Annotated in this window: 22 protein-coding genes; 15 read left to right on the forward strand and 7 right to left on the reverse strand. The window is 35.8% G+C overall.

Going from position 1 to position 26,059, the window contains the following annotated elements:
- Positions 1 to 9: 9 nt before the first annotated feature.
- From ACFOW1_RS10255 to ACFOW1_RS10265, 3 genes are read right to left on the reverse strand one after another with little or no spacing between them, the layout of a single operon-like run.
- The gene (locus ACFOW1_RS10255) at positions 10 to 360 is read right to left on the reverse strand and encodes a phage holin family protein (RefSeq protein ID WP_379014063.1); all 351 of its coding nucleotides are present in this window, start codon (positions 358 to 360) and stop codon (positions 10 to 12) included.
- A 12-nt stretch (positions 361 to 372) separates the two neighbouring features.
- A complete protein-coding gene (locus ACFOW1_RS10260) occupies positions 373 to 1,653 on the reverse strand; it encodes a M16 family metallopeptidase (RefSeq protein WP_379014064.1) in 1,281 nt (426 codons plus the stop codon).
- A gap of 3 nt (positions 1,654 to 1,656) precedes the next feature.
- Positions 1,657 to 2,895: a M16 family metallopeptidase gene (locus tag ACFOW1_RS10265; RefSeq protein ID WP_379014065.1), complete on the reverse strand. Its 1,239-nt coding sequence runs from the start codon at positions 2,893 to 2,895 to the stop codon at positions 1,657 to 1,659.
- Positions 2,896 to 3,025: 130 nt separating this feature from the next.
- Here ACFOW1_RS10265 and ACFOW1_RS10270 point away from each other — a divergent pair, with 130 nt between their 5' ends.
- The 12 genes from ACFOW1_RS10270 to ACFOW1_RS10325 all read left to right on the forward strand — a co-directional run bounded on the left by ACFOW1_RS10270 (position 3,026) and on the right by ACFOW1_RS10325 (position 16,710).
- Complete coding sequence (locus ACFOW1_RS10270; protein WP_379014066.1) at positions 3,026 to 4,057, forward strand: radical SAM/SPASM domain-containing protein; 1,032 nt, start codon at positions 3,026 to 3,028, stop codon at positions 4,055 to 4,057.
- 77 nt (positions 4,058 to 4,134) lie between these two features.
- Entirely contained in the window at positions 4,135 to 4,578 is a 444-nt protein-coding gene (locus ACFOW1_RS10275; RefSeq protein ID WP_379014068.1) for a MarR family winged helix-turn-helix transcriptional regulator, read from the forward strand.
- Positions 4,579 to 4,671: 93 nt separating this feature from the next.
- Positions 4,672 to 6,141, forward strand: coding sequence for a glycoside hydrolase family 10 protein (locus ACFOW1_RS10280; RefSeq protein WP_379014069.1), 1,470 nt, complete (start codon positions 4,672 to 4,674; stop codon positions 6,139 to 6,141).
- Positions 6,142 to 6,565: 424 nt separating this feature from the next.
- On the forward strand, positions 6,566 to 7,456 hold the full coding sequence (locus ACFOW1_RS10285; RefSeq protein ID WP_379014070.1) for a hypothetical protein: 891 nt from the start codon (positions 6,566 to 6,568) through the stop codon (positions 7,454 to 7,456).
- 167 nt (positions 7,457 to 7,623) lie between these two features.
- Positions 7,624 to 7,878, forward strand: coding sequence for a hypothetical protein (locus tag ACFOW1_RS10290; RefSeq protein ID WP_379014072.1), 255 nt, complete (start codon positions 7,624 to 7,626; stop codon positions 7,876 to 7,878).
- A 230-nt stretch (positions 7,879 to 8,108) separates the two neighbouring features.
- Positions 8,109 to 8,414, forward strand: coding sequence for a hypothetical protein (locus tag ACFOW1_RS10295; RefSeq protein WP_379014074.1), 306 nt, complete (start codon positions 8,109 to 8,111; stop codon positions 8,412 to 8,414).
- A 95-nt stretch (positions 8,415 to 8,509) separates the two neighbouring features.
- Complete coding sequence (locus tag ACFOW1_RS10300; RefSeq protein ID WP_379014075.1) at positions 8,510 to 8,986, forward strand: hypothetical protein; 477 nt, start codon at positions 8,510 to 8,512, stop codon at positions 8,984 to 8,986.
- A gap of 285 nt (positions 8,987 to 9,271) precedes the next feature.
- The gene (locus ACFOW1_RS10305) at positions 9,272 to 10,693 is read left to right on the forward strand and encodes a POTRA domain-containing protein (RefSeq protein ID WP_379014077.1); all 1,422 of its coding nucleotides are present in this window, start codon (positions 9,272 to 9,274) and stop codon (positions 10,691 to 10,693) included.
- A 26-nt stretch (positions 10,694 to 10,719) separates the two neighbouring features.
- Positions 10,720 to 11,598, forward strand: a complete 879-nt coding sequence (locus ACFOW1_RS10310) for an NAD kinase (protein ID WP_379014078.1) — start codon at positions 10,720 to 10,722, stop codon at positions 11,596 to 11,598.
- 171 nt (positions 11,599 to 11,769) lie between these two features.
- Positions 11,770 to 12,603 (forward strand): hypothetical protein, encoded by an 834-nt coding sequence (locus ACFOW1_RS10315; RefSeq protein WP_379014079.1) that lies wholly within the window; start codon positions 11,770 to 11,772, stop codon positions 12,601 to 12,603.
- 287 nt (positions 12,604 to 12,890) lie between these two features.
- Positions 12,891 to 15,851 (forward strand): sensor histidine kinase, encoded by a 2,961-nt coding sequence (locus ACFOW1_RS10320; protein ID WP_379014080.1) that lies wholly within the window; start codon positions 12,891 to 12,893, stop codon positions 15,849 to 15,851.
- A 91-nt stretch (positions 15,852 to 15,942) separates the two neighbouring features.
- Entirely contained in the window at positions 15,943 to 16,710 is a 768-nt protein-coding gene (locus ACFOW1_RS10325) for a LytR/AlgR family response regulator transcription factor (RefSeq protein WP_379014082.1), read from the forward strand.
- Here ACFOW1_RS10325 and ACFOW1_RS10330 read toward each other — a convergent pair.
- Entirely contained in the window at positions 16,707 to 17,213 is a 507-nt protein-coding gene (locus tag ACFOW1_RS10330) for an ExbD/TolR family protein (protein ID WP_379014084.1), read from the reverse strand. The two genes, ACFOW1_RS10325 and ACFOW1_RS10330, sit on opposite strands and share 4 nt — an antisense overlap.
- Before the next feature lie 351 nt (positions 17,214 to 17,564).
- On the reverse strand, positions 17,565 to 19,877 hold the full coding sequence (recQ, locus tag ACFOW1_RS10335; RefSeq protein ID WP_379014085.1) for a DNA helicase RecQ: 2,313 nt from the start codon (positions 19,875 to 19,877) through the stop codon (positions 17,565 to 17,567).
- A gap of 268 nt (positions 19,878 to 20,145) precedes the next feature.
- On the opposite strand from recQ, the gene ACFOW1_RS10340 reads away from it, so the two are divergent.
- Positions 20,146 to 21,411 carry a pyridoxal phosphate-dependent aminotransferase gene (locus tag ACFOW1_RS10340; protein WP_379014086.1) on the forward strand — a complete coding sequence of 422 codons (1,266 nt, stop codon included), beginning with the start codon at positions 20,146 to 20,148 and terminating at the stop codon, positions 21,409 to 21,411.
- A gap of 87 nt (positions 21,412 to 21,498) precedes the next feature.
- On the opposite strand, the gene feoB is transcribed toward ACFOW1_RS10340, so the two are convergent.
- Positions 21,499 to 23,613, reverse strand: coding sequence for a ferrous iron transport protein B (gene feoB / locus ACFOW1_RS10345; RefSeq protein WP_379014087.1), 2,115 nt, complete (start codon positions 23,611 to 23,613; stop codon positions 21,499 to 21,501).
- A gap of 237 nt (positions 23,614 to 23,850) precedes the next feature.
- Here feoB and ACFOW1_RS10350 point away from each other — a divergent pair, with 237 nt between their 5' ends.
- Entirely contained in the window at positions 23,851 to 24,576 is a 726-nt protein-coding gene (locus tag ACFOW1_RS10350) for a type III pantothenate kinase (protein ID WP_379014088.1), read from the forward strand.
- A gap of 86 nt (positions 24,577 to 24,662) precedes the next feature.
- Positions 24,663 to 25,229: an LPS export ABC transporter periplasmic protein LptC gene (gene lptC / locus ACFOW1_RS10355; RefSeq protein ID WP_379014090.1), complete on the forward strand. Its 567-nt coding sequence runs from the start codon at positions 24,663 to 24,665 to the stop codon at positions 25,227 to 25,229.
- 72 nt (positions 25,230 to 25,301) lie between these two features.
- On the opposite strand, the gene nth is transcribed toward lptC, so the two are convergent.
- Positions 25,302 to 25,961: an endonuclease III gene (nth, locus tag ACFOW1_RS10360; RefSeq protein ID WP_379014091.1), complete on the reverse strand. Its 660-nt coding sequence runs from the start codon at positions 25,959 to 25,961 to the stop codon at positions 25,302 to 25,304.
- Between the last annotated feature and the right edge of the window lie 98 nt (positions 25,962 to 26,059).

The following is a 26,059-nucleotide window of genomic DNA, read 5'->3' on the forward strand; positions in this document are numbered from 1 at the left end:
TGGTTGGATTTATTCATACTGCGATTTTGTAAGCCCATCAATAATAGACGTTACAACAGATACAATAATGCTAAAAAGCAGTGCCGACCACCAACCATTAACGGTGAAATTAGGGACAATTTCAGACGCCCATTTTACAATAAGCACATTAATCACCAATAAAAATAAACCAAGGGTAACTATGGTTATGGGTATCGTTAAAATAATAAGAATGGGCTTGATAAAGCTGTTTAATAATCCCAAAACAATGGCTACCAAAATAGCTGTTAACGTGCTGTCAACACTCACGCCATCTAATACATAAGAGGCAATTAATACAGCCACCGCTGTAACCATTGTTTTAAGAAAGAAACGAATCATAACATTGCTTTTTTAAATCACCACTAACTCATAAAAATCTTCAGGCTGTAAATATTGCTTTGCTAGTGCTTGCAATTCATCAGCAGTAACGGTTCTTATGGTATTAATGCTGTTATAAAAATACGCATCATCAAGGTCATTTAGGATATAACTTTTCCAACGAGAAATAATTTGAAAAGGACCATCTAAAGCACCCAAAAGCCCACCCATCATATAGTTACGTACCAAATCTATTTCTTCATCGGCTATTTTTTCATCACGTAAGCGAGCCATTTCTTTATACACTTCTTCAAGCGTGGCTTCACACACATCACGGCCAGCTTCTGTACTTATCATCCAAGCGGTTTGCTGTATTAAGTTTTGCAAATACGAGTGAATACCATACGTGTAGCCTTTGTCTTCACGAATATTACTCATTAATCTTGAGCCAAAAAAACCACCAAAAATATTATTCAGCACCTGCACTTTTGGAAAATCAGGATGATGACGATTTGGAAAAGGGCGTGCCATTCTGATGGCACCTTGTACACCGCTTTCATCGTTAATAATATGGTATTTTTTTTGCTCAGCAGCTATCGCTTCTACTTTTGGTAAAACGATGTTTTGTTGGTTAAATGGTAGTTTGCCAAAAACATTGTTTAATTGTGCTTCAATATCGCTTGGTAATTTTCCAGCAACAAACATGATGCATTTACCATGCGTATAAAACTGTTTGTAAAACGCTACTAATTCCTCTCGTTGTATGCTATCGTAATCTGTTGGTGATGTATATCTACCATACGGATGATGAAAACCGAATATATATTCATCTATCAAACGGTTGGCGACAAAGTCGCATTTTTTTAAATTAACTTCTAAACGTTGCTTTTGGTTTTGCTTATAAATAGCCAATTCTTCTTCTGGAAAAATACTATCAGTTAGCATTTCAGCCATTTCTGGCAGTAGACTTGGCAAATGTTTGCTTAAAGTATGCAGTGTAAAAGTCGCGGTCTCGTTATGGCAGCTTCTGTTTAAATAAGCGCCATAAAAATCAAAATGCTCGTTTATTGCAAATGCCTTTTTAGTAGTAGTACCATTTTTAAGCATAAAGTTGGTAGTGGCAGCTACAATATTTTTGTTTTCGTAGCAGTTACCGGCAAAAAAAACACATTCTACCATTACCACTTCTTGTGCGCCAGCATCTATACTGTACACGTCTACACCATTGTCTAATGTAAATTTGGTGTATGGCTTTAGTTGTAAATTAAAATCAACTGCATCAAATATTTGTGGGGCTATTTTTCTATTAATCATCCATTAATTTTTACTGTGATAGTGCAATGTGTTGCTGTTGTTGTCGTCAAAAATAGTTTGGCTATAAGCCTTAATATCTTCTACGGTGATAGCTTGGTATTTATCTAGTTCTGTATTCATTAAATTAGCGTCGCCAAGCAATTCGTAATTAGCTAAACTTGTTGCACGACTCATAACGCTCATATCTTCAAAGGCAATAATGCTTTCGGTTTTATTTTTTACTTTTTGTAGTTCGGTATCATCTACCAAAGTGCTTTTTATTTTTTCTATTTCCGCGTTTACAGCTTTATTGGCATCTTCTAATTTTACACCTTTTACAAGTTTGCCTTCTATAGCTAATAAACCACCTTCTATGCTACCAAAATGGTAACAATCTAGGTTAGAAAATAATTGCTGCTCTTTTACTAGTTTTTGATACAAACGAGACGAACCGCCGCCACCAAGAATTTCGGTTATTAAATCTGCTACATAGTAACCTTTATTCATTCTAGAGTCAATGTGCCATGTTTTTACAAATGCATCCAACGGTACGTCTGCATAATGCTCTAAAAATCTAGCTTCGGTTTGCTTGGGTTCTTGTGGTAAATTTCTTTGGTATTTTTCGCCCATTGGTATTGGTCCAAACCATTTATCAGCTAAGCGCTTCACTTCCTCCGTTGTAACATTCCCAGCTACCACTAAAATGGCATTTATTGGGCGATAATGCTTGAAGAAAAAGTCTTTTACATCGTCGATGGTGGCGTTTTCTACATGGCTTAATTCTTTGCCAATGGTCATCCATTTGTAAGGATGCACTTTGTACGCCAATTCACGCATTTTAAACCAAACATCACCATATGGCTTATTAATATAATGTTCTTTAAACTCTTCACACACCACTTTACGCTGTACTTCTAAGCTTTTTTTACTAAAAGCAAGGCTTAACATTCTATCACTTTCTAGCCAAAATGCCGTCTCTATATTTTCCTTTGGCATACTGCAGTAATAGTTGGTCAAATCATTGGTAGTATACGCATTGTTTTCACCACCTGCACGTTGCAAAGGTTCGTCGTAGTCTTTTATATTAATGCTGCCTCCAAACATTAGATGCTCAAACAAATGAGCAAAACCTGTTTTGTTAGGATTTTCATCTTTTGCGCCCACATCATACATCACATTTACCACTGCCATTGGTGTACTTGTATCTTCATGCACCAATACACGCAAGCCATTATCTAACACAAATCTGTTGTAACCTATCATTTGCTATTATTTATAAAGTCGGCAAATATAAACTACTCGCTAAAGCATTAACAGTAATGTGCTAAATTGATTTCGAGAAACGAAAGTAACCGAGCAACTTACAAGCAAGCAACTTATTTTTACATCCATTATGGCTTATTTCAATTTAACAGATACGCTTAATTATTATTCCAAGTTTACAGCACGTCGTGCGTGGAATTTGTATAAGGTATTGGCAAGCTATCAACTAAGTAAATTGTTAAAAAAGCCTATTCAATGGGGATTTCCAGTATCTATTTCTTTTGAACCTACTACTAGCTGCAACTTGCGCTGCCCAGAATGCCCTAGTGGTTTACGTGAATTTAGCCGCCCAACAGGCATGCTACAACAAAATTTTTTTAAAGAAACCATCGACGATATTTATAAAGAACTCATTTATTTAACTTTCTATTTTCAGGGTGAGCCCTATTTAAACCCTGATTTTTTAGATATGGTGAAATATGCGCATGACAAAAATATTTACACCGCAACCTCTACCAATGCACATTATTTAACCGATGAAAAAGCTAAAAAAACGGTAGAAAGCGGACTTGATAGATTGATAATTTCTATTGACGGCACTACGCAGGATGTGTATCAATCGTACCGTGTGGGTGGCAAACTAGACAAAGTGCTTGAAGGCGCTAAAAACATTGTAAAATGGAAAAAAGCACTCAATAGCAAAACGCCTTTTGTATTTTTTCAATTTTTGGTGGTAAAGCCCAATGAACATCAAATAGAAGAAGTAAAACAATTGGCCAAAGAAATTGGCGTAGACCAAGTGCGTTTTAAAACCGCCCAAGTGTACGATTTTGAAAATGATCCCAACCAATTAATACCAACGATAGACAAATATAGCCGCTATAAAAAAGACAAAAACGGTAACGTGATAAGTAAAAGCGGCTTGCAAAACCAATGTTGGAAGCTTTGGCATGCCAATGTAATTACTTGGGATGGCTTAGTGGTGCCATGCTGTTTTGACAAAGATGCGATGCACCAATTGGGCAATTTAAAAGGCCAAAGTTTTAAAGCCATTTGGCAAAACGATAATTACAAGCAGTTTAGGCGAGAACTAATGACAAGCCGCAAAAACATTGATATTTGTAGCAATTGTAGCGAGGGATTAACGGTTTGGGAAGATTAATGTAATTTCGCCTATTGTAATAACAGATATTAACGAATATATACCACATTTCGTCATTATAAATTGTTTAAAACAGCATGGGCCTTGAACAAGCTATTAATCAGCATAAGTTTAGAAACGAGTACCAAAAAGCTACTATTAATATTATTTATACTTCCAACTTTTTGCAACAGCAATTTAAAACCTTATTAGAACCTGCCGATATTACCACACAACAATTCAACATCTTACGCATTTTAAGAGGCGAAAGTCCACTAAGCACATTACAAATTCGTGAGCGCATGTTAGATAAAATGAGCGACACGAGTAGACTGGTAGAGCGTTTACTTAAAAAAGGCTTGCTCGAGAAAAAATCTTGCAAATTCGATAAGCGCTTGGTTGATGTAACCATTACAGAAAAAGGCTTAGCATTATTAGCAGAACTAGATGCTAGCGCCAATAAATTAGATAGCATTATCTCAAATCTTACACCTGCTGAAGCCAAACAACTCAACGAATTATTAGATAAAGCACGCGGCTAACACATCAAGCTACTTGGCTGTGAATTCTCAGCCGCTCATACTTAAAACATCCACAGGCCGCATTTCTTTTGGCTACTTGGCTACCTTTGCCGCATGAACAAATCCTTTTTATTAGTCATCATCGGTATCTTTTTATTTACAAGCAATACACAAGCACAAACCAATTTTGAGTTTCGAGGTGTGTGGATTGCTACCGTAGAAAATATCGATTGGCCAAGTAAAAAAGGGTTATCAGTTGAAGAGCAAAAAGCAGAATTTATTCACCTGCTAGATATGCACCAACGCAATGGGATGAATGCTATTTTCATGCAAATTCGCCCGGCAGGAGATGCATTTTACCCATCACAATTCGAGCCTTGGAGCGAATATTTAATGGGCAAACAAGGTTTGCCACCCACACCATTTTACGATCCGCTTGCGTTTATGATTACCGAAACGCACAAGCGTGGTATGGAATTTCATGCATGGTTAAACCCTTACAGAGCGGTATTTAATGTTACAAAATCGTCTATTGCGCCTTCGCACATTACCAAAATACATCCTGAATGGTTTTTAACCTACGGCACTACCAAGTTTTTTAATCCTGGCTTGCCCGAAGTAAGAAATTTGGTGAGCAATATTGTAAAAGACCTCGTTACAAGATATGATCTAGATGGTATACATATGGATGACTATTTTTACCCATATCGCATTACTGGCAAAGAATTTCCTGACCAAAAAACCTACGAGCAAAGCGGCAGTAAATTACATAAAGACGACTGGCGTAGAAGCAATTGCGATAGCATTATTAAGCAATTATATCTTACCATTCGGGCTGCAAATCCGCATGTTAAGTTTGGCATTAGCCCCTTTGGTGTATGGCGCAATAAAACCCAAGACCCAATAGGCAGTAATACCAAAGCAGGACAAACCAACTTTGATGACCTTTATGCCGACATTTTGTTGTGGCTAAAACAAGGTTGGATAGACTATGTAGTGCCTCAACTTTACTGGGAAAGGGGACATAAATTGTGCGACTACGATACCTTACTTGCTTGGTGGAACGAACATACGTATGGCAAGCATTTGTATATTGGTCATGGTATTTATAGGGTAAATACCAATGCTGCTTGGAAAGATAAAAACGAAATTCCCAAACAAATACAAGCATTGAGGCAATACAACACCACACAAGGCAGCGTGTATTTTAGCAGTAAAAATTTTGAAACCAATGCCAATGGCTGGAACGATAGCCTGCGCCAAAACTATTACGCCTTGCCTGCCATTATACCGCCCATGCCTTGGATAGATAGTGTACCACCTGCAAAACCAATGGTAAGCGTTGTAAACAAAACCACGTTTAACATTGCCTACAAAGGCACCGAAAACATTAAAGGCTTAGCCTTTTTTGCATTGCCGCCTTTGGTAGATGCAAAAATGAACCTAGCCACATTGCTATACTTAACCACCACCACAAGCACCACTTTTGACAGAACAAAATCTATAGCGCCAGCCGACAATAGATTGTTTGTAGCCGCAGTAGATAACAATAATAATGTGAGCGAATGGGTTGAGTTGAAATAGATACAACTGCATTTGGGGTGATGCCTCCTTACAAGTAGATTAAGAATATTGACACTTAGATAATGCGTGCTTACATGCAGATACGTGATACTTACACACAGAAATAAGGCTTTAACCTACAGATTTGCCCTTCTTACATGCAAATATGTTGTAATTACACATGGATAAAGGGTGCAGACACATAGATAAATGCATTTAACATACAGATAAGCCCTGCATACACTTAGATACAGCAGTTTGTCACACAGATTTGCCCATATACAGGTACAATTCACTACTCAACAGCATCATTAATAAGTTTTTTAGAAAAATTTTACTATATAATTAATCAATTTGTAAAATTATATATTACTTTCATAGCAATATAAAAAAGTATGTAAGTAAATACACACTTACCATTAGTCAACACATAAAAGTATTAGTTATGACAAGCCGTCAAGAAGCCCGATTTGCTGCTGGTAAGCGTATACAGCAGCTAACTGTAAATTATGCCACCCAATTAGCCACTATTGCCGAGGCAGCTATAGAAATTAGCGACCTCAACAACTGTATTACCAAGCTAGAAGTTGCCCAAACCACGCAAGCCACCGATACTACTGGCAAAAGCGAAACTAAAGCAGCCCTAAAAACCACCATGGCCGAAACAATTATTATTTATACAGGCCGTGCAGTGGTAAAAGCCAAGCGTGCTGGCAATACCGCCCTTGCTACACAGCTAGACCATCCTGAAAAATACTATGTACAAACCGACGCTACCACAAGTGTAGCTAGGGCAAATGCCACTGTAAAAGCGTTAGAAGATAATTTGGCTACACTTACCAATATTACAGCAGCCAATATTGCCGAAATAAAAGCCACTATTACCGCTTTTAGCGAAGCAAAAGAACAACCTGCCATTGCTAACCAACATAAAAAAGCTGCTGGCACAGATGTAATAGAGCCTTTGCTTGATGAGATGGATATGTATATTGACCACCTGATAGAGTTGGCACATTCGTATTTTCCTAAAAGCGAGCTAGCCAAAGCGATGGACCTTGCAGCCAAGCAAATAATTGCGGGTACAAGGCACAATAGCCTAAGCATACATATTTTAGATGCTGCCACACAAGCGCCTGTAACTACAGCACATGCCACACTTACTAGTACTTTAAAAACCGAACCTGCCGATGCCACAGGCGTGGCGCATTTTGAGAAAATAGCTGCTGGCAACCAAGTGCTTACCATAGCCGCTACAGGCTACAAAAGCCAAACCATGACCGCCAAAATAACAAGAGGCGCTAATACCGATGTGGTGGTAAAATTGGTGAAAGAATAAGAGGTATAATATGTACGTAGTGCTAGCACTACGTACATATTTAATAACTAAATTTGATAAGTAATTACAGCAGTTATTGGCTTCTTTGCAAACAACTAATTATGCTGTTGGTGAAAGCAACACCAACAGCGGCGAAAAAAAATTATTATCATTTAAATATTTAAGAAATGGACGAAACATTAAAATTACAACATGGAGAGAGCGTTGCAAAAGTTTACGAATTAATCTCGAATGACTTAGCAGACATTGATGATAAATACACCGACTTGAAAGACCAATGGGGTAATCATCAAAAAGCATCCCATTTTTATTTATATACATTTGAACCCGTTAAATTAAGTTGGAATGACAATCCCCCACAAGAATTAAAAAATGATGTCATGGCTGTTTTTGACAAATACCTGAAACGGACTGATATTTAATTGTATCGTCGCTCTTCGACTTGCCCTTGCGGAACAAGTCGAAGTACAGATAAAGGGCATCTAAGATGCTATAGTATTTTGTATTAGTGATGGCAGATGACACATCTGTTTTATCTAAACTTCGGGATGCCGCTTTGCGAACATCCCGAAGAGCGAGGAAAATAGCGGTAGTAGTAATAGGGACTTGCGTATATTTTTGAGTTGGCTGCAATTATGAAATGATAAACATTATGAGAAAAATTTTTATTGTAATTTTTGGGGTATCATTGTTAATAGGTTTACTAAGCGGCTATATGAGTGCTAAAACAAAATATTTCTATTTAAGCCCATCTAAGCCCAAACGAGAAATAACTTATGAGACCTACAAAATGTATTTTGACAAAACAATAAATTGGGAAAGCGATTACACAAAATTCTTAACTATTGAGAAGGTTTATAATACTCAAAATGCAACATTATTTGGTTTGACTTCTTTAGGGGTATTATTAATTGTTTCATACTTTATACCTCAATCAAAAAAGAATGCAGATGGATGAACTTGATTTAGAATATTTTTTCAGCCGTGGTTCGTGGGGACACGTACCAAGGCTAAAAAAACTAAAAATACTACCGACTTCTTATACATTTATTTATGGACTTTCTTTTTTCAAGAACATACAAATACACAGTCAACCAACCAATTGACAATGTTCTTCAAGACTTTTCAAAAGTGACAAATAAAAAGTGGACAGACTTTTCTGATAATATTACGGGAACACTTAACAATGACAATACTTTTAAGTTTACACATAAATGGACATTTGGATATATTCGAGGAATTTTCGGAAATGACTTTGCCACAATTAAAGGAAGTATTAGTAGCAATGGACAAGACACAGTAATTGAAACAACACTAAGACCAAATTTTGGTTTAGTTTTCTTTATTTACCTCATAGCTATTCTGTTTTTATGTGAACTTTTCGGCATCAAAACAATGTTAAATGGACCAAAGACATACATTTTGCTTTTTCTTCCTTTCTTTGAACTCATACTTTATGGACTAATTCTTTTTATGACGAATGGACTTAGAAATACGTTTGAGAAAGTTTTTCATTTACAGACCTACTAAAACTGCCTACAACATTGGGTTTTATGCAAGTTGGGCAGGACATTGTCAGCTGTGGTTCGTGTCCCCACGAAACACCTTTTCGCCCTTGATGCAGCCAAGGCTAATTTGCAAAAGCGTACCAACAAGAGGTAATAATAGTGCTGGACAGACTCAGCCTTGGTACGTGTCCTTCACGTACCTTTTTTGCTTTGCTTCTTTCTTCGCAACGCCTTGCAATAAGGTTAGACAAACTAAGGCCTAAACCCATTTTCTCTTATATTTACCATTCATCAGCTATGTTTATTAATGCGTTGTAGTTTCTTGTTATTGTTAATCATTGTTTTTGGCGGCAGCTTGCAGGCACAGCAAGATAGCTTAACGATACATAAATTAGCTGATACTACTATTATTACTAGCAACCAATATGTAACGGTAAGCAATATTGTTATTAAGGGCAATAAGCGTACAAAGGCCTATATTATTTTACGTGAAATGGTGCTACACCAAGGGGATACTATTTTACTAAAAGACCTTAATAAAAAACTAGAACAAAGCCGAAACCAAGTATATAATACCGCTTTGTTTGTAGATGCTACTATTTCTGCGGGGCAACAAATAGGCAATAGTATTACCGTAGAGGTAGATGTAAAAGAGCGTTGGTATTTTTTTCCATTACTATATTTTAGATTGGTGGATAGGAATTTTAATCAGTGGCTGGTAGACCAAAAAGCGAGTTTAGACCGTGTAAACTATGGTATAAAATTTACACAAGGCAATCTTACAGGGCAAAATGATGAACTAGCTATTTGGTTAATTACAGGTTATAGCCAGCAAATAAGCTTGCGTTACAGCTTGCCATTTTTCGATAAAAAAAGACAACAAGGTTTTAGTGTAGGCTTTGGCCATTCTGAACAAAAAGAATTTAATTACAACACTAGTTTAAACAAGCAATTGTTTTATAAAGCAGAAGATTATACAAGAACCGTTACACGTGCAGATTTGTCTTACACCTACCGACCAGACCAATATTGGCGCCATAGCTTGCAAGCGGTATTTATGTATGAAGGCATTTCTGATAGCGCCCTAATAGTTAATCCAAATTATTTCCCAGAAAACAGAAAAGAAGTTCAATACTTAACCTTAAACTATGGAGTTAGTTATGCCAAAACTGATTATAACGCTTATCCAACAAGCGGTATTATTGCGGGTGCATATGTATCAAAACGTGGGTTTGACGAAACAACTAGTTTATGGCAAATAGGTGGTAGAGTATTGTATGCGTTTCCTTTAAGTAGTCGTTCTTTTGTTCATCTTGAAGGGGCGGCAACGGTAAAGTTTACTAAAGACAAAGAATTTTACTTTAACCAACGTTTATTTGGTTATGGCGATCTGCAAATGCGCGGTTTAGAATATTATGTAATAGATGGTACAGCGGGTTTATTGGGTAAGGCCACAATACACAAACAAGTATTTAAATACGTTTTTAAAAATCCGTTTAAAAGCAAAACCCACGATTTAATTCCCTTTCGCTTTTTCTTAAAAGCTTTTGGCGATATGGGCTACGCTTATAATAAATATCCTGACAATAGTTTGCTAAACAATAAATTAATATATTCAGGTGGTGTAGGCTTAGATATTGTATCTATTTATGATTTCGTTTTTAAAATTGAGCTCAGTTTTAACCAGTTAGGTTCGGAGGGGTTATATTTACACGGTGGTAGAGATTAGCAGCGCATTAATTTAAAAACCCAAAAATGCAAGTAGCAATTTATAGCAGAGGCTTAGATTTTGAACAGGAAAACCCATTGGTACTTCTGTTACAAGCTTTGGCAAAACATAATATTTCGGTACTTATTTACGAGCCGCTATTTAAGCAATTTGCTTTACCCGCTGATTTACTACACAATCTCACACCATTTAGCACCCACAACGATTTAAGCAAAGAGGTAGAATGCCTAATAAGTATTGGTGGCGACGGAACCATTTTAGATTCTGTAACACTTGTGCGCGATAAAAAAATACCCATTTTGGGTATCAATTTTGGTCGCTTGGGTTTTTTGGCAAGTATTAGTAAAGATGAACTAACCATTGCCGTAGATGCTATTGTTAATCGCACATTTGTAAAAGATAAGCGTAGTTTAATTCACTTAGATGCCAGCGTAACTTTATTTCCAAACGAAGCTTTCGCACTAAATGAATTTGCCATACATAAGCGAGATACTTCGCCAATGCTTAAAATACACACTTACTTAAATGGTGAGTTTTTAAATACCTTTTGGGCTGATGGGTTAATTGTTTCTACACCTACAGGTTCTACAGGTTATAACCTAGGTTGTGGCGGACCAATTGTGTTTCCAGACAGTAATAGCTTTGTAATTACACCCGTAGCGCCACATAATTTAAATGCAAGACCTATAGTTATTCCCGATAATAACATCATTTCTTTTGAAATAGAAACGCGTGGTGAAGAATTTATTTGCGCTTTAGATGCACGTAAAGAAATAGTAGATAAAACCATTCAACTTGCGGTAAAAAAAGAGGAGTTTGACATAAGTTTGGTACGCTTGAATGAAAACAGTTTTTTATCTACACTGCGCAATAAACTTACTTGGGGCATGGATAAGCGCAACTAAAATTATATTTTGCATTATAATAGATAACTATTTATTCAAAAAATTAACACGCAATAACGACTATTTTTTACCAAAATTTGTAATCAACAATATTAATACGATTTGTTTCGTTTTAAAGGTTGTTGACAGATTCAACCGTCGTACCCCTTCATTCAGAAAACAATACTTACAATGAAAAAACTAGGCTTATTAGTAGTCGTTTTAGCGCTCTTTCATCAATTTGCCTTTGCAGGTTTTCCTATTGGCAAAGGTCGTTTTAAGCTTATTCCCAATTATACATTATATCATGCCGAGGGTTATTGGGATAATAATGGCACTTATAAAGCTTATATAAATAACGGCAGATTTACTTCAAATTATGTAGCCATTTATTTGGGTGCAGGTATCAGTAAAGATTTAGATTTTATCGCCACAGTGCCTTTTGTTGTTCAAACACAAACTTCAGAGGTATCCAATGGTAAGATTAATTCTGTGGGCAATATTGGTGATATTTCTCTGGGATTATCGTATTATATTAGTCACTTTAATAATGACAACTCGCATTTGTCTCTTTCGGGTTCGTTAATTATCCCTGGCTATCAAAACGTAGATACACCTTACATTGGCTTTGGCACATTTGGTATGGAAGTGAAGGTTGGTGTGGCTGGTACTACCGATAAATACTATAGAAATCCATACTATGATATTGAAGCCGGATTTAGACAATATTTTGATGTGTATGGCCCTTCGCAAGTATTTTTAAATATTTCTGGTGGTATACCAGTAAGCGAGCAAGTAAAGTTGAATGGTAGCTTCAATACAGTAAATTCTGTAAGTACACTTGCTACTTTTAGCGCTTCTAATCTTACTGCTAATAAAAATTTTAATTATATACGAGCTGCGGCAGGTGTTGCATTTGTGGCTAGTAAAAATGCAGAAATAGGCTTCAATCTTTTCAAAGATCTCGCTGGGAAAAATATTGGTAAAGGCAGTGGCATTAGCCTTTTTGGCGTCATTAAGTTTTAAATTTGGCTATAAAAAAACCTGCCTAAAAAGGCAGGTTTTTTTTATAAATCCCCGTTTATACAATTACTTTAAAGAGAGGTAAATAATTATTAACTATTTTTTGGATATTGGTTTTAAAAGCGGGTTCTCATTTTGGGGGATTTGTTGGATTTTTACATGCGTAAGCAACACCATTTATTCTGAATAATTCTACTTGTTCCATCAATATAAATATTTAATTCACGAGTAGGTAATTTGTATTCACCATATTACTTTTTTAGATAAATGCATATATTTAATTTTAACAAATGAGATGGTGTATTTTACTCATAGCGCTTCTGTTACAATTAAACAACCAATGTTATTGTCAAAATGATAGCTTACGTATAATCAGTGGCTTACCTACCAAAGAAGTTTATCAAGTATTAGTAGATAAGAAAGGTTTTATATGGACAGCTCACGAATTAGGTGTAAGCCGCTATGATGGTATTAAGTTTACAACTTACTCTCATCCTGAGCAAATTGGTCTTAGCTTATTTGACATAATGGAAGATGATAAAGGTAGAATTTGGTGCCATAATCTAAATAATCAGATATTTTACATAGAAAACGAGCAGATATTTTTACTACGCGACTTCAAAGATTCGGGTACGAAATTTTATCTACGCAAAGCCATGCTATCCAATGAAATAATCATTAACACATCTAGTGGTTTTTTTGTACAAAACACCGCCACGCAAAAGGGTAACTATGTTACAAAAACAATAGATGGTATAAATATTGGACCTACATATGCATTTTGTATCATTGATAATCAGTCTGCTATCATTCAAGGCGCCAAAAAATGGTTTTTATACAAGCAAGGTTTAGGAGCAGCAAGCTTACCTTTAGTTAACCAACATTTAATTGAAAATAGAAGTCTATTGGCATTAAAATATGCAAATAGAGATACCATTTATTGCGCAGAAGTTTATAAAGGTATTCTGTATAAAATACTTTATAAAAATAATATTCTAACACTGTTAGATTCAACCAAAATGCCTGGGGTAATTAATAGTGCGAGTGTAGTAGATAAAGAATTTTGGTTGCATTCTTCCGAATTAAGTACCACTGCAGATTACAAAAAACACATTAGTAATCAAAATATTACTTCAATTACAAAAGACATCGAAGGCAACTTATGGTATAGCAGCTTAAAAAACGGTATTTTATTCAGTCCAAAACATAATAATACAGTTATTTTTAAACCTAAATACCTAAAATCGGGCGACTTTATTACTTGTATCTCCCTACAAGGCAACTATATCATTGAAGGTACCTCAACTGGCGATGTGTTTTTAAAAAAAACAGATCATATTAATATTGCTAAAAAAATTATACTTCCACAAACGAGGGGCGGTATATCTTCCATTTTTAAACTTGGAGGCAATAAGTTTTTAATTGCATCGCTTTCTAATTTTTACATTATAGATGCTGCTACTGGCAGCATACAGTCGTACCTTTCGGTTAATGCCATTAAAAACTTTGCATTTTACAACAATTTTGCATTTTTAGCTAGTAATGAGAACCTTTCATTAATGCCTCTATATAAAACCACAAAACCACAAATTGCTGATTGGCAAACGATTAATCGACTATTTAATATTACTAAACAAAATCAAAACAATCAATTAAACCTAAATCAGCGTGTAAAAACCGTTTGCTATGATAGCGCCAATAATACACTTTATATTAATTTTACAAGTGGTCTTTTTTGTGTTAATAAAAGCGGTGTCAAGCAAATTATGTATCAGAACAGACCAATTGGCGCTACGTCTTTAATATACGCTAACAAAAAAATATATGTTGGCACATTGGTAAATGGTTTACTCGTCCTTAACAACGGCCTAGTTGTTAAGGAATTTACATCAAAAGAAGGCCTCAGTTCAAATACAGTCATCAAATTAAAGTTGTGTAATAATCGTCTTTGGTTACTAAATAGTGCCAATATTCAAGTGTTAGATGTTATAAACGACAAACTTATGACCAATATACCACTGCCAGTACTTTTGGGCAGTTTTGTATACGATGTTGCAGAATTTAATAATGAGGCATATTTAACTACGGCAGATGGTATTTATAAAGTTCAAATAAACAGTAATACCAATAATACCAGACCAATTAATTATCTATCGTTAGTAATTGCAAATCAAAAAGATACATTACCACTTAATTCTGGTTTTATTGCTAGAGAAAAAACGAGAAGCGTAGAATTTACTACTGTAGCGCTTTGGTATGACAATCCTCAAAGTGTATATTTTAAGTATCGATTATTGGGCAGTAATAATGAGAATTGGCAGACGGCTCCTAACACACAACGCAATTTTAATTTTACAGGATTGAGTTCTGGAAGTTATATATTCCAAGCATTAGCCATAAATGGTATGGGTGTAGCTGCAAGCTCACCCATAATCTATTCTTTTAGCATAAAAAAACCTTGGTGGCAACAATGGTGGCTCTACTTGATTATTGTAGCTGTGATAATAGATATTGTATATCTAGCCGTGCAAGAACGCATTGATACTATAAAAAAACGCAATAACTTACTTGTAGAAACCATACAGTTACAAAGTGAAGTACGTAACAGTATGCTCACAGCCATCAAAAGCCAAATGAACCCACATTTCATCTTTAATGCCCTAAATACCATCCAAAGCTTTATATATAGTAATAATAAATCTAAAGCCAACAGCTACTTGGGTAAATTTAGTAATCTTATACGTATCGTATTAGACAGTAGCAATAAAAAGGCCGTATCACTTACTGAGGAAGTTGAAACCCTGCAACTGTATGTCGATTTAGAAGTCATGCGGTTTGAAAATACTTTACAAGCAAACATTTATGTAGATCCGTCGCTGGATACAGATAGCATTTTTATACCGCCTATGCTTGTTCAGCCATTTGTAGAAAATGCCATTAAGCACGGTTTATTACATAAAATCAATAATAGAAAATTAAAAATCAGTTTCAAGCCTTCTGCAAATGAACAGGCCTTAGAAATTGAAATTGACGATAATGGTATTGGCAGAGAAAGAAGCGCTTTTTTAAACGCACAAAAAAAAGATGATCACAATAGCTTTGCAATTAAAGCTAATCAAACAAGAATCGATATTTTAAACCAACTATCTACTAATAAAATAGTGCTTGAAATTATTGATAAAAAAGACGTAGACAATATTGCCAAAGGCACAACTGTAAAGCTATTTATACCAAACGAGTTTCTAGTTTAATGAAAGTAAAGGCCATATTAGTGAAACAAAAAGCGATGCTTACGAAAAAGAAACATATTTGCATTTTAACAAAGCTACCTTTAATTGCCTAATGTTACCTCCCGTTTTAAAAGCCATCATCATTGAAGACGAACCTAAAGCCGCACAGCTTTTAGAACTCATGCTAATAGCTGTAGATCCACAGACTGTAGTTGCAGATATTTGTTACGACCTACCGAGTGGCGTACGTAGCATCAAAAAACTCAAACCCGACATTATTTTCTTGGATATAGAAATGCCGGGCTATAGCGGCTTGCGTCTACTAGAGTTTTTTGATAAAGACGAGGTAAACTTTGGTATTATTTTTACTACAGCTTTCAATAACTACGCCATAAAGGCTTTTGAACTAAGTGCCGTAGACTATTTATTAAAACCACTTCAAGAAGATAAGCTACTTGAGGCCATTAACAAATTCAGAAAACGTAGTGCTAGCAGCCAAAGCCAGCAGATAGCAGCTCTAAAACAAAATTTACAATCTACCGAAAATAGAAAAATGGCTATCCCAGTAGCCAATGGATTAGAAATTGTAAAAGTGCACGACTTGGTATATTTTGAAGCTGAAGGTAGTTACACAAAAATTCATATTAAACAGCAGCAACCCATTTTGGTAAGTAAAAAGTTAAAGTACTTTGAAGATTTACTTACAGAAGACCCAATGTTTATTCGCTGCCACAGAAGTTATATTGTGAACCTTCAAAGTATTAAAAAATTTGTCAAAAGCGATGGTGGTACACTTATTCTTGAAGATGGTAAAACCTTGCCCATTTCGCTTGATAAAGTTGATGAAATTGTAACCTCGCTTAATAAGCTGTCTTTCTAATTGGCAGCGAGTAATTCTATTGTATCTGGTTCCATTAGTACATAGGTTTTTACGCCATTTATAGCCATTTCGTCAAGTATATCAACCACATTAGCGTAGCTAGCTTGACTAGTTGGTTTAATAAGCACTACCATTTTTTTAGCGTCTTTACCTAGTGCGTGCTGTTTGTTTATCAATATGGTTCTTATACCTTTTGCTGTGTAGTTGGTTGTAAAATTGGCTTTCACATCGTCACCAATGTAGTAAGTAATGCTATTATTAGCACCAAGTATTAAACTGATGGTTTTACTTGCAGCAGTTAAATTCGGCGGATCTGTGGGTTTATCGCTTGGTAAATTAATGCCCATAGCCATTGCCTTACTCATCGTTGTTGTAAAAATGAAAAAGGTAATTAGCAGAAATCCCAAATCTACCATTGGGGTTAAATCAACCCTAGTAGAAAGTTTCTTACCTTTTTTCACACCTCTAGTTTTACGATTGTCTTGTGCTTGTAACTCTGCCATAACGTTAGTTTTTGTGGTTAATAATCGGTTTGCATTTTAGATGCAAGTGATGCCTATTTCCACAAAAGCAAATGCCACATAACAAATAGCTATTAAATACGATACATTTTAATCTTTTACTTTTCGTTACCGTTAAATATAGCTAAAATAATTGTAGCCAATTGGATAATATACTATTAATTAGTTGACAATTTCAGAACAAACTCAATTAAACAAGTACTTAAATGTTAACTAAGGATTGACTTGCTTAGTAGTTCTAAATATACGTTTGTAAAATCTGGGGTTTGTTTTTTGCGCAGCACACAAAAAAGCCACAACAAGTGTGGCTTTAAAAAGTATGTAGCGTTTATTTTAGTTACCAAATACAGTTAAAAACTTAATACGCATAATTTTCAATTGTTCCCAAGTATAATTATTGTCACTTAGTTCTTTTTGCGCCACATCCAACGATGAAGTTTGGCAACCTTTAAAGTACTCAATAATGTCTTCTTGATCGTATTCGTCTAACCAATCGTCTATTGCATAATCTAGGTTTAACTTAGTACCACTTGCAACAATGGTTTCCATTTCTTCAAGTAGTTCGTTTAGCTTTAAATCTTTTGTTTTAGCAATGGTTTCAAGTGGTATTTTTTTATCCACGTTCTGTATAATGAAAATTTTATTGCTGGCCTTATTGGCTACGCTTTTCATTACAAAATCGTCTGGCTTTTCTATCTCATTTTCTTCTACATATTTGGCTATTAATTCTACAAATGGCTTACCATATTTAATAGCTTTACCCTTACTTACACCCTGGCATTTTTCTAGCTCTTCTAATGTGGTTGGGTACACGGTACACATGTCTTGCAAAGAGTTTTCTAAGAATATAACAAAAGGCGGTAAACCTTTCTTTTTACCTTCTTTTTGTCTTAGCTCTTTCAGCATGTCAAACAATCTTTCGTCTACCGCTGCGGCTGCAGAAACTGGTGCGGAAGATTCGTGGTCGTCATCTTCTTCGCCTTCTTCAAAAATATTGTTAAGTACAATTTTAAACGAGCTTGGTTTTTTTAAAAACTTCTCACCGTTTTCGGTTAATTTCAACAAGCCATATTCTTCAATGTCTTTCTTAATCAGGTTTTCAAGCAACATCTGTCTTATCAAGCTGTTCCACAAGTGGCTTTCTTTGTCTTTACCAATACCAAAAACAGGGAGCTTTTCGTGGCGATACATAGTAACCTGTGGGGTGGCTTTACCCATAATCACATTTACGGTATAGTCGGTTGTAAAGCGCTCATCTAAAGCCTTAATCGTTTTAATCACTTTTACCACTTCTTCTTTCGCTTCAAACTTCTCTTTAGGGTGTGTACAGTTATCGCAATTGCCACAGTTTTCTGTTTCCCAATTTTCACCAAAATAGTGAAGCAAAATTTTACGTCTACATACACTACTTTCTGCGTAAGCAACCGTTTCGTCTATCAATTGTGCACCTACTTCTCTTTCACTTAAAGGTTTATCACGCATTAAGTGTTCTAGCTTCGATACATCTTTATGAGAATAATACAATACGCAAATACCCTCTAAACCATCACGCCCACCTCTACCTGTTTCTTGGTAATAATTTTCTATCGATTTTGGTATATTATAATGTATTACAAAACGAATATCTGGCTTATCTATGCCCATACCAAACGCAATAGTAGCAACGATTACATGTACTTCTTCGTTTAAAAATTGGTCTTGTCTAGTGGCTCTTAATTTTTGATCTAAACCAGCATGATACGCAACCGCTTTAATGTTGTTTGCCATTAACAGCTCAGCTAATTCTTCGGTCGTTTTTCTATTAAGTGTGTAAATGATACCACTCTTACCTTTATGTTGTGATATAAATTTTACAATGCTTTTAACCGTTTGTTCTTTGGTTATTTTAGGCTGAATTTCGTAAAATAAGTTGGCTCTATTAAAGGATGATATAAAGATATTTGGGTTACGTAAGCCCAAGTTTTTAACAATATCACTCTGCACTTTTGGTGTGGCCGTTGCTGTTAAAGCCATCACGGGTATTTGCTTGTTAATAATATCCATCATTTCGCGTAAGCGTCTGTATTCTGGTCTAAAATCGTGACCCCACTCGCTAATACAGTGTGCTTCATCTACCGCAAAAAATGATATTTCTAAATCGCTAAAAAAGTCAAGGTTTTCTTGTTTGGTAAGTGTTTCTGGCGCTACGTAGAGCAACTTGGTTTTACCTGCCACTAAATCTTCTTTTACAGCGTTTATTTGCCCTTTATTTAAAGACGAATTTAAGAAATGCGCAATATTATCTTGCTCGCTATAACCCCGTACCAAGTCTACTTGGTTTTTCATCAAAGCAATTAATGGCGAAACTATAATGGCGCAGCCTGGTAATAATAAAGCTGGTAACTGGTAACACAAACTTTTACCACCACCAGTAGGCATTATCACAAATGTGTCGTGGCCATCCAGTAAGCTTTTAATGCTTTTTTCTTGTGTACCTTTAAACTCTTTAAATCCAAAATATTTTTGTAGGCCAGCATAAATGTCTGGTTCTGTGCCATCGATATTGGTAAGCTTTTTAATAACTATATCTTCTGTAGCAATTTGTTGTGGTGCTTTTCTAGCCTTCTTTACAGCAGGTGTCGTTGGTTTTCTGTTTGTTATTGCCATAGTAAATCTCTATTTCCACAATGATGTGTGGTTTTTATAAAAACAAAAGTTACGGCTTTTATTTAGAATTTTTATCACAAATTATTTAAGACCTAATTTTTATATTGAGGCTTCCTTTTTTTGAAAGGGTAGCGAAGTTAATAGATTGCTACGGCAAATACAATCGCTAACTGTTAATTTTTACTTAGCCGTTTAAAATGTTTAATTCCTACTAACAAGCGTTAGTTACTACATTTGCAGCCGTTTTCCATTTTAAAAGAACAACTATATGAGTAATTTGGTTTTAAGCAAATTGGCAGCTTCGCAACAAGGATCAGAAATTGTAAAACTTGGTAATGCCATTAGCGAGCGTATTAAAAACGGTGAAACAATTTTTAATTATACTATTGGCGATTTTGACCCATCTATCTTCCCAATTCCACAAGCTTTTGAAGACGCCATAATAGACGCTTACAAACAACATTATACCAATTACCCGGCAGCAGATGGTATTGTAGAGCTTCGCAAAAGTGTAAGCGCATTTTTGAAAGAATGGGAAGGCTTAGACTATGCACCCAACGAAATACAAATTGCTGCAGGTGGAAGACCATTAATTTACACCATTTTTAAAGTATTAGTTGATGCAGGTGATAAAGTAATTTACGCAGCACCATCATGGAATAACAACCACTACACCAACATGAACGATGCTAAGCATTGTGTAATAGAGACCACGATAGACAATAATTTTATGCCTACCGCAGACGATATAGCTAAGCATGTTAAGGGCGCTACTTTAATTTGCTTGTGTACACCTCAAAACCCCACTGGTACTACATTACAGAAAGAAGTTTTGGCAGAAATATGCGACCTAATTATTGCAGAAAACAATAGCCGTGGCGATGGTGAAAAAAAATGTTATTTAATGTTCGATCAAATGTATTGGACGCTTACCTACGGCGCAACTGAGCATTATAATCCTGTAACACTTAGGCCAGAAATGAAGGCTTACACCGTATTTGTTGATGGCATTTCTAAAGTACTAGCTGCAACAGGAGTGAGAGTTGGCTGGGCTTTTGGACCAGCAGATATTATGGCAAAAGTTAAAGCAATATTAAGCCACGTTGGTGCATGGGCGCCTATGGCTGAGCAAAAAGCATTAGCCAATTATTTACCACAAACGGAAAATATTAAGCAATATCTTATCCATTTTAAAGCTGCGATGGAAGAGCGATTGATGGCTATTTACAATGGTTTTATGGCATTAAAAGCCAAAGGTTTTGCCGTAAATGCAGTAGCACCACAAGCTGCAATTTATTTAACCATACAAATGGATTTAACCGGTAAAAAAACAGCTACAGGTAAAATATTGAGCCTACAAACCGATGTTACAGAATATATTTTAAGCGAAGCAAAACTGGCCGTTGTGCCATTTACAGCTTTTGGCGCAAGCCCAGATAGTAGCTGGTACAGATTAAGCGTAGGCACTTGTAAAACAAATGACATCCCCTTAATGCTTCAACAATTAGAAGGTGCTTTGGAAAAGTTAGTGTAATTATTTTGAGACAATCTGGTAAAAAGTTGGCGCAGTTTTTAAAAAAGAGATGGAAAATGTTTTCATCTCTTTTTTATAATTAATGATTTAACTAAACAGTTGGTACACCAACCAACTCATGCTATATGCCAAAATAGTCATGTATACAAATTGTATTGCTGGCCATTTCCAACTTTTGGTTTCTCTTTTTACTACTGCCAAAGTACTCATACATTGCATGGCTAATACATAAAACACCATGAGCGATAATGCTGCAGCTAACGTATAAACTTTGCTACCATCTGGATGTGTCGACGCTTGCATTTTATCTCTCAATGATGTATTGCTATCGTCTTCTTCTACACTGTACAAAGTGGCCATTGTGCCCACAAATACCTCTCTTGCTGCAAAGGAGGTGATAAGCGCAATGCCAATTTTCCAATCATAACCTAACGGTTTTATAATTGGTTCTATAGTTTTACCCAAAATGCCCGCATAAGAAACCTGCAACTTTTCTGAAGACAATTGTTTGTTTAGGACTTGTTGCTGTTGTGGCTGTTGCTGTTCTAAAATGGCATATTTGTCTTTTATTTTTTGCATAGTATCTCCTGGACCAAAACTGCTTAAAAACCACAATAACAAGCTAATTAGCATAATTACTTTACCAGCATCCGTTACAAATATTCTAGCTTTTTCTACCATGGTAATACCAGCATTTTTCCAACGAGGGCTTCGGTATACTGGTAACTCCAATATAAAAAAGCTTTTTTCTTGAATATGTATAAACCATTTAGCTACATAACTCACTATCAAAGCCATAAAAGTTCCTAGGAAGTACAGCCCCATCATTACTAAACCTTGCAAACTCAAAAAGCCGAAATAGTATTTATTATCAATTACCAATGCAATTAAAATAGTATACACAGGTAATCTTGCACTACAACTCATTAGCGGCGTAACCAATATGGTAAGTAAACGCTCTTTTTTATTTTCAATATTTCTAGCGCTCATAATAGCTGGAACAGCACACGCAAAGCCACTAATCATAGGCATGACGCTTTTACCATTTAACCCAACTTTGCGCATAATTCTATCGCTTAAAAAACTAATACGCGCCATATAACCTGTATCTTCTAACAAAGTAATAAGTCCAAACAGGATCATGATTTGTGGCACAAAAATGACGATTCCACCCAAACCCGCTATAAAACCATTAATTAACAGGTCGCTCCACCAAGTTTGTGGCAAGCTATTATTTAGCGAAGTGGTTATTTGTTGAAACGTCCACTCTATACCATCCATCGGAAACCTTGCTAACCAAAAAATACTTTGAAACAACAAAAACAAAACCGTTAGCAAAATAACATAGCCCCAAGTACGATGTAGTAAAATATTATCTAACTTTTCTGTAAAAAGCTTTTTCTCTAGTGGATCTGGCTCTATTACATTTTGTTGCATAATTATTTTTATGCGCTGGTAACGCTGCATTATTTCTTCTGCTTGCGTTTTTGTAGGATTGAATTTATGGTCAATTTCTATTTGCTCTATATCATGTTGTAATGCCTCGTTTAATGGGAAGCTTTCGTGATTAATGAGATAATGAATAGCTGCATAATCACTCAATTGCGGTTGTAATCTTTGCAAGGCATCTATTGATGAAGCGGCTAGTTGTTTGTTGTTTATGAAATCTCTTGGCTGTATTTTATTGGTCGATTTTCCGACTAAACTTAATGCTTTTTTTAGCTCGTTTAAACCTTTGTTTTTTCTCGGATTTACCAGTACAATTGGCACTCCCAGCTCTGTTTCTAACCCTGAAACATTGATTTGGATATCTTTTTTTTCGGCTAAATCATTCATCGTCAAAGCAACCACAATGGGAAGCTTTAAGTCAATCATTTGGCTACAAAATAATAAATTACGTTTAAGATTACTAGCATCTGCTACTAGTAATACCACATTAGGTTTTACTTCATCGGCATCCATCAATACTTTGTAACTTACCCACTCGTCGGCTCTACGTGGATACAAACTGTAAGTACCGGGCAAATCTATTAGTTCTGCATGTGTGCCATCATCTAGCGTGGTAAAGCCAGTTTTTTTATCTACTGTAACGCCAGGAAAATTACCTACTTTCTGGTTAAGACCTGTTAATGCATTGAATAGCGACGTTTTGCCGCTATTGGGGTTACCTACTAATGCGATATGTAGTTGCTGTGGCGCCAAAATATAATTATGCTAAATTACTATGCGGCAAAAGTAGGGGCTTACGAAATGTGAAACAGAAAATGCCGCATCGGGAAAAAGATAGAAACACCGATGGTGCTGATTGAACTAATTAAAGCTGATTTTATCAACTCTACCACCAATAAATGTTAACTATTTATCCGCATATATCGGTTTTATCGGTGTCATCAGTGTTGCTATCAATCTACGACATATTTTTACAACCAATTATTGGCTATGGCTACTACTCTTTGCTTCGACTTTGGAAATACAAGATTAAAATGCGCAGTATTTGTAAACGGACAAATGCAACACTTATTAGTATTACAAGATGATTCCATGGAAACCGTTTCTCAATTGGTAGTTGAATACCAACCAAACAAAAGCATTTTATCCTCTGTAGTTAACCACAATATAGCCATAGAAGAAGTGTTAGCAAGTACCACCAAATTTCATAAGCTTAACCACACTAGTAAATTGCCTATAACCACGCCAGTAGGTAAACCCGAAACCATAGGTGCAGATAGATTGGCGCTATGCGCAGCAGCGGTTCATTTATTTCCCAAAAGTCACAACCTTACCATTGGTTTGGGTAGTTGTATTACTTACAATTTTACTAATAACCAACACCAGTTTTTAGGCGGTAGTATTTCTCCTGGTATGCATATGCGTTTTAGGGCCATGCACGAACAAACAGCGTTATTACCCTTGATAAAAGCCGATCATAATTTTCCGTTAGTGGGCTACGATACCAAAACCAATCTTCAAAGCGGGGTTATTTTAGGTATGGCTAAAGAAATTGACGGCATTATTGAAGCATACCAAGAAAAATACAACCATCTTAACGTACAATTAACCGGTGGTGATATGGACTTTTTTATTCCACACCTCAAAAGCAAGATATTTGCTGATTCGAGCTTGTTGTACACTGGCTTGTATGCTATTTGCGAAGAGAACTCTTGAAAAAGTGAAACGTCTAAGGCGAAAAGTGACAAACGTACAATTCGTGTCATTAGTGAAATTGATCTTAATAATTCGTGTCATTGAAAATGAAAAAAAATTTACTTGCTTTAATATGCGCCTGCTGCTTGTTGTCATGTGAAAATGATGTACAAGAAGTAAAAGATTTGGGCAAACGCAATCCCGGTATTGAAGAAGGCAAAAAAATAGAAAGTTTTTTAAGCAACGATGGTAAAGTTAAAGCTAGGCTTGTTGCTCCTGTTTTATTTAGATACACCAACGATAGCGGTAAAATAGAATTTCCTAAAAGCCTACATGTTGATTTTTACGATTCGTTAGCTACCGTTGAAAGTCAGTTGAACGCTAAATATGGAAAATACTTTGAAAACGATAATAAGGTTTTTTTAAAAGATAGTGTTATCGTTTTTAATCGACACGGCGATACGCTTTGGTGCGATGAACTTTGGTGGAACCAGCTAACAGGCACTTTTTATACCGATAAGCCAGCGACTATTTACAAATATGGACAGCAAAAAATTAAAGGGCAATTGGGGCTTGTAGCCGATCAAAACTTTAAATGGTTTACACTAAATAAAGTTGGTAAAGTAAATACCGGCACTGATAATTTTATTAATGTGCCTGATAGTAGTTATTAACTAATTGCCACAGAATCTCAGAAATTTTATACTTTTTTTTGCACTGTGTTTCAGAGACTTTGTGGCAAACCTCTAAAATGTTACACCTAATTTCTTCTGCATCTTTTTATAGTAAGGGCAAATATCTGTTAAGCCACATTTATCACATTTAGGATTGCGAGCAATGCATGTATATCTACCATGTAATATCAACCAATGATGCGCTTTATGTACGAGTTCTTTTGGTATGTATTTAATCAATTGTTTTTCTGCGGCTAATGGCGTGGTTGCCTTTGTGGTTAAACCTAGTCTCGCGCTTACTCTAAATACATGTGTATCTACAGCCATATTGGGTTGTGCATCTATTACACTTGTCACTACATTGGCTGTTTTTCTGCCCACGCCCGGTAGCTGTACTAGTTCATCTACTGTCATTGGCACTTCGCCATTAAACTTATCAAGCAGCATATTGGCCATGCCAATTAAATGCTTGGTTTTATTATTCGGATACGAAATACTTCTGATTAATGGAAAAAGCTCATCAAATGTGGCTTTTGATAATTCAACTGGTGTGGGATATTGCTTAAAAATGGCCGGTGTGGTAAGATTTACACGCACGTCGGTACATTGAGCCGACAAAATAACCGCTACTAATAATTGGTAGGGGTTATCATATAGAAGTTCTGTTTCGGGATTAGCTATAGCGGTTTCAAAATATTGTAAAACCTGTTCGTAGCGTTGCTTTTTTGTCATGGTTAACCGTTGAAAGTGTAGTGGCAGTCAACGGGAGTTTGTGAAAAAACTACCATTGCTTTTCAAATATACCCAAAGTGTGGATATTGAAAAAAGGA

The organism is Parasediminibacterium paludis (assembly GCF_042651445.1).
GTDB classification, from domain to species: domain Bacteria; phylum Bacteroidota; class Bacteroidia; order Chitinophagales; family Chitinophagaceae; genus Parasediminibacterium; species Parasediminibacterium paludis.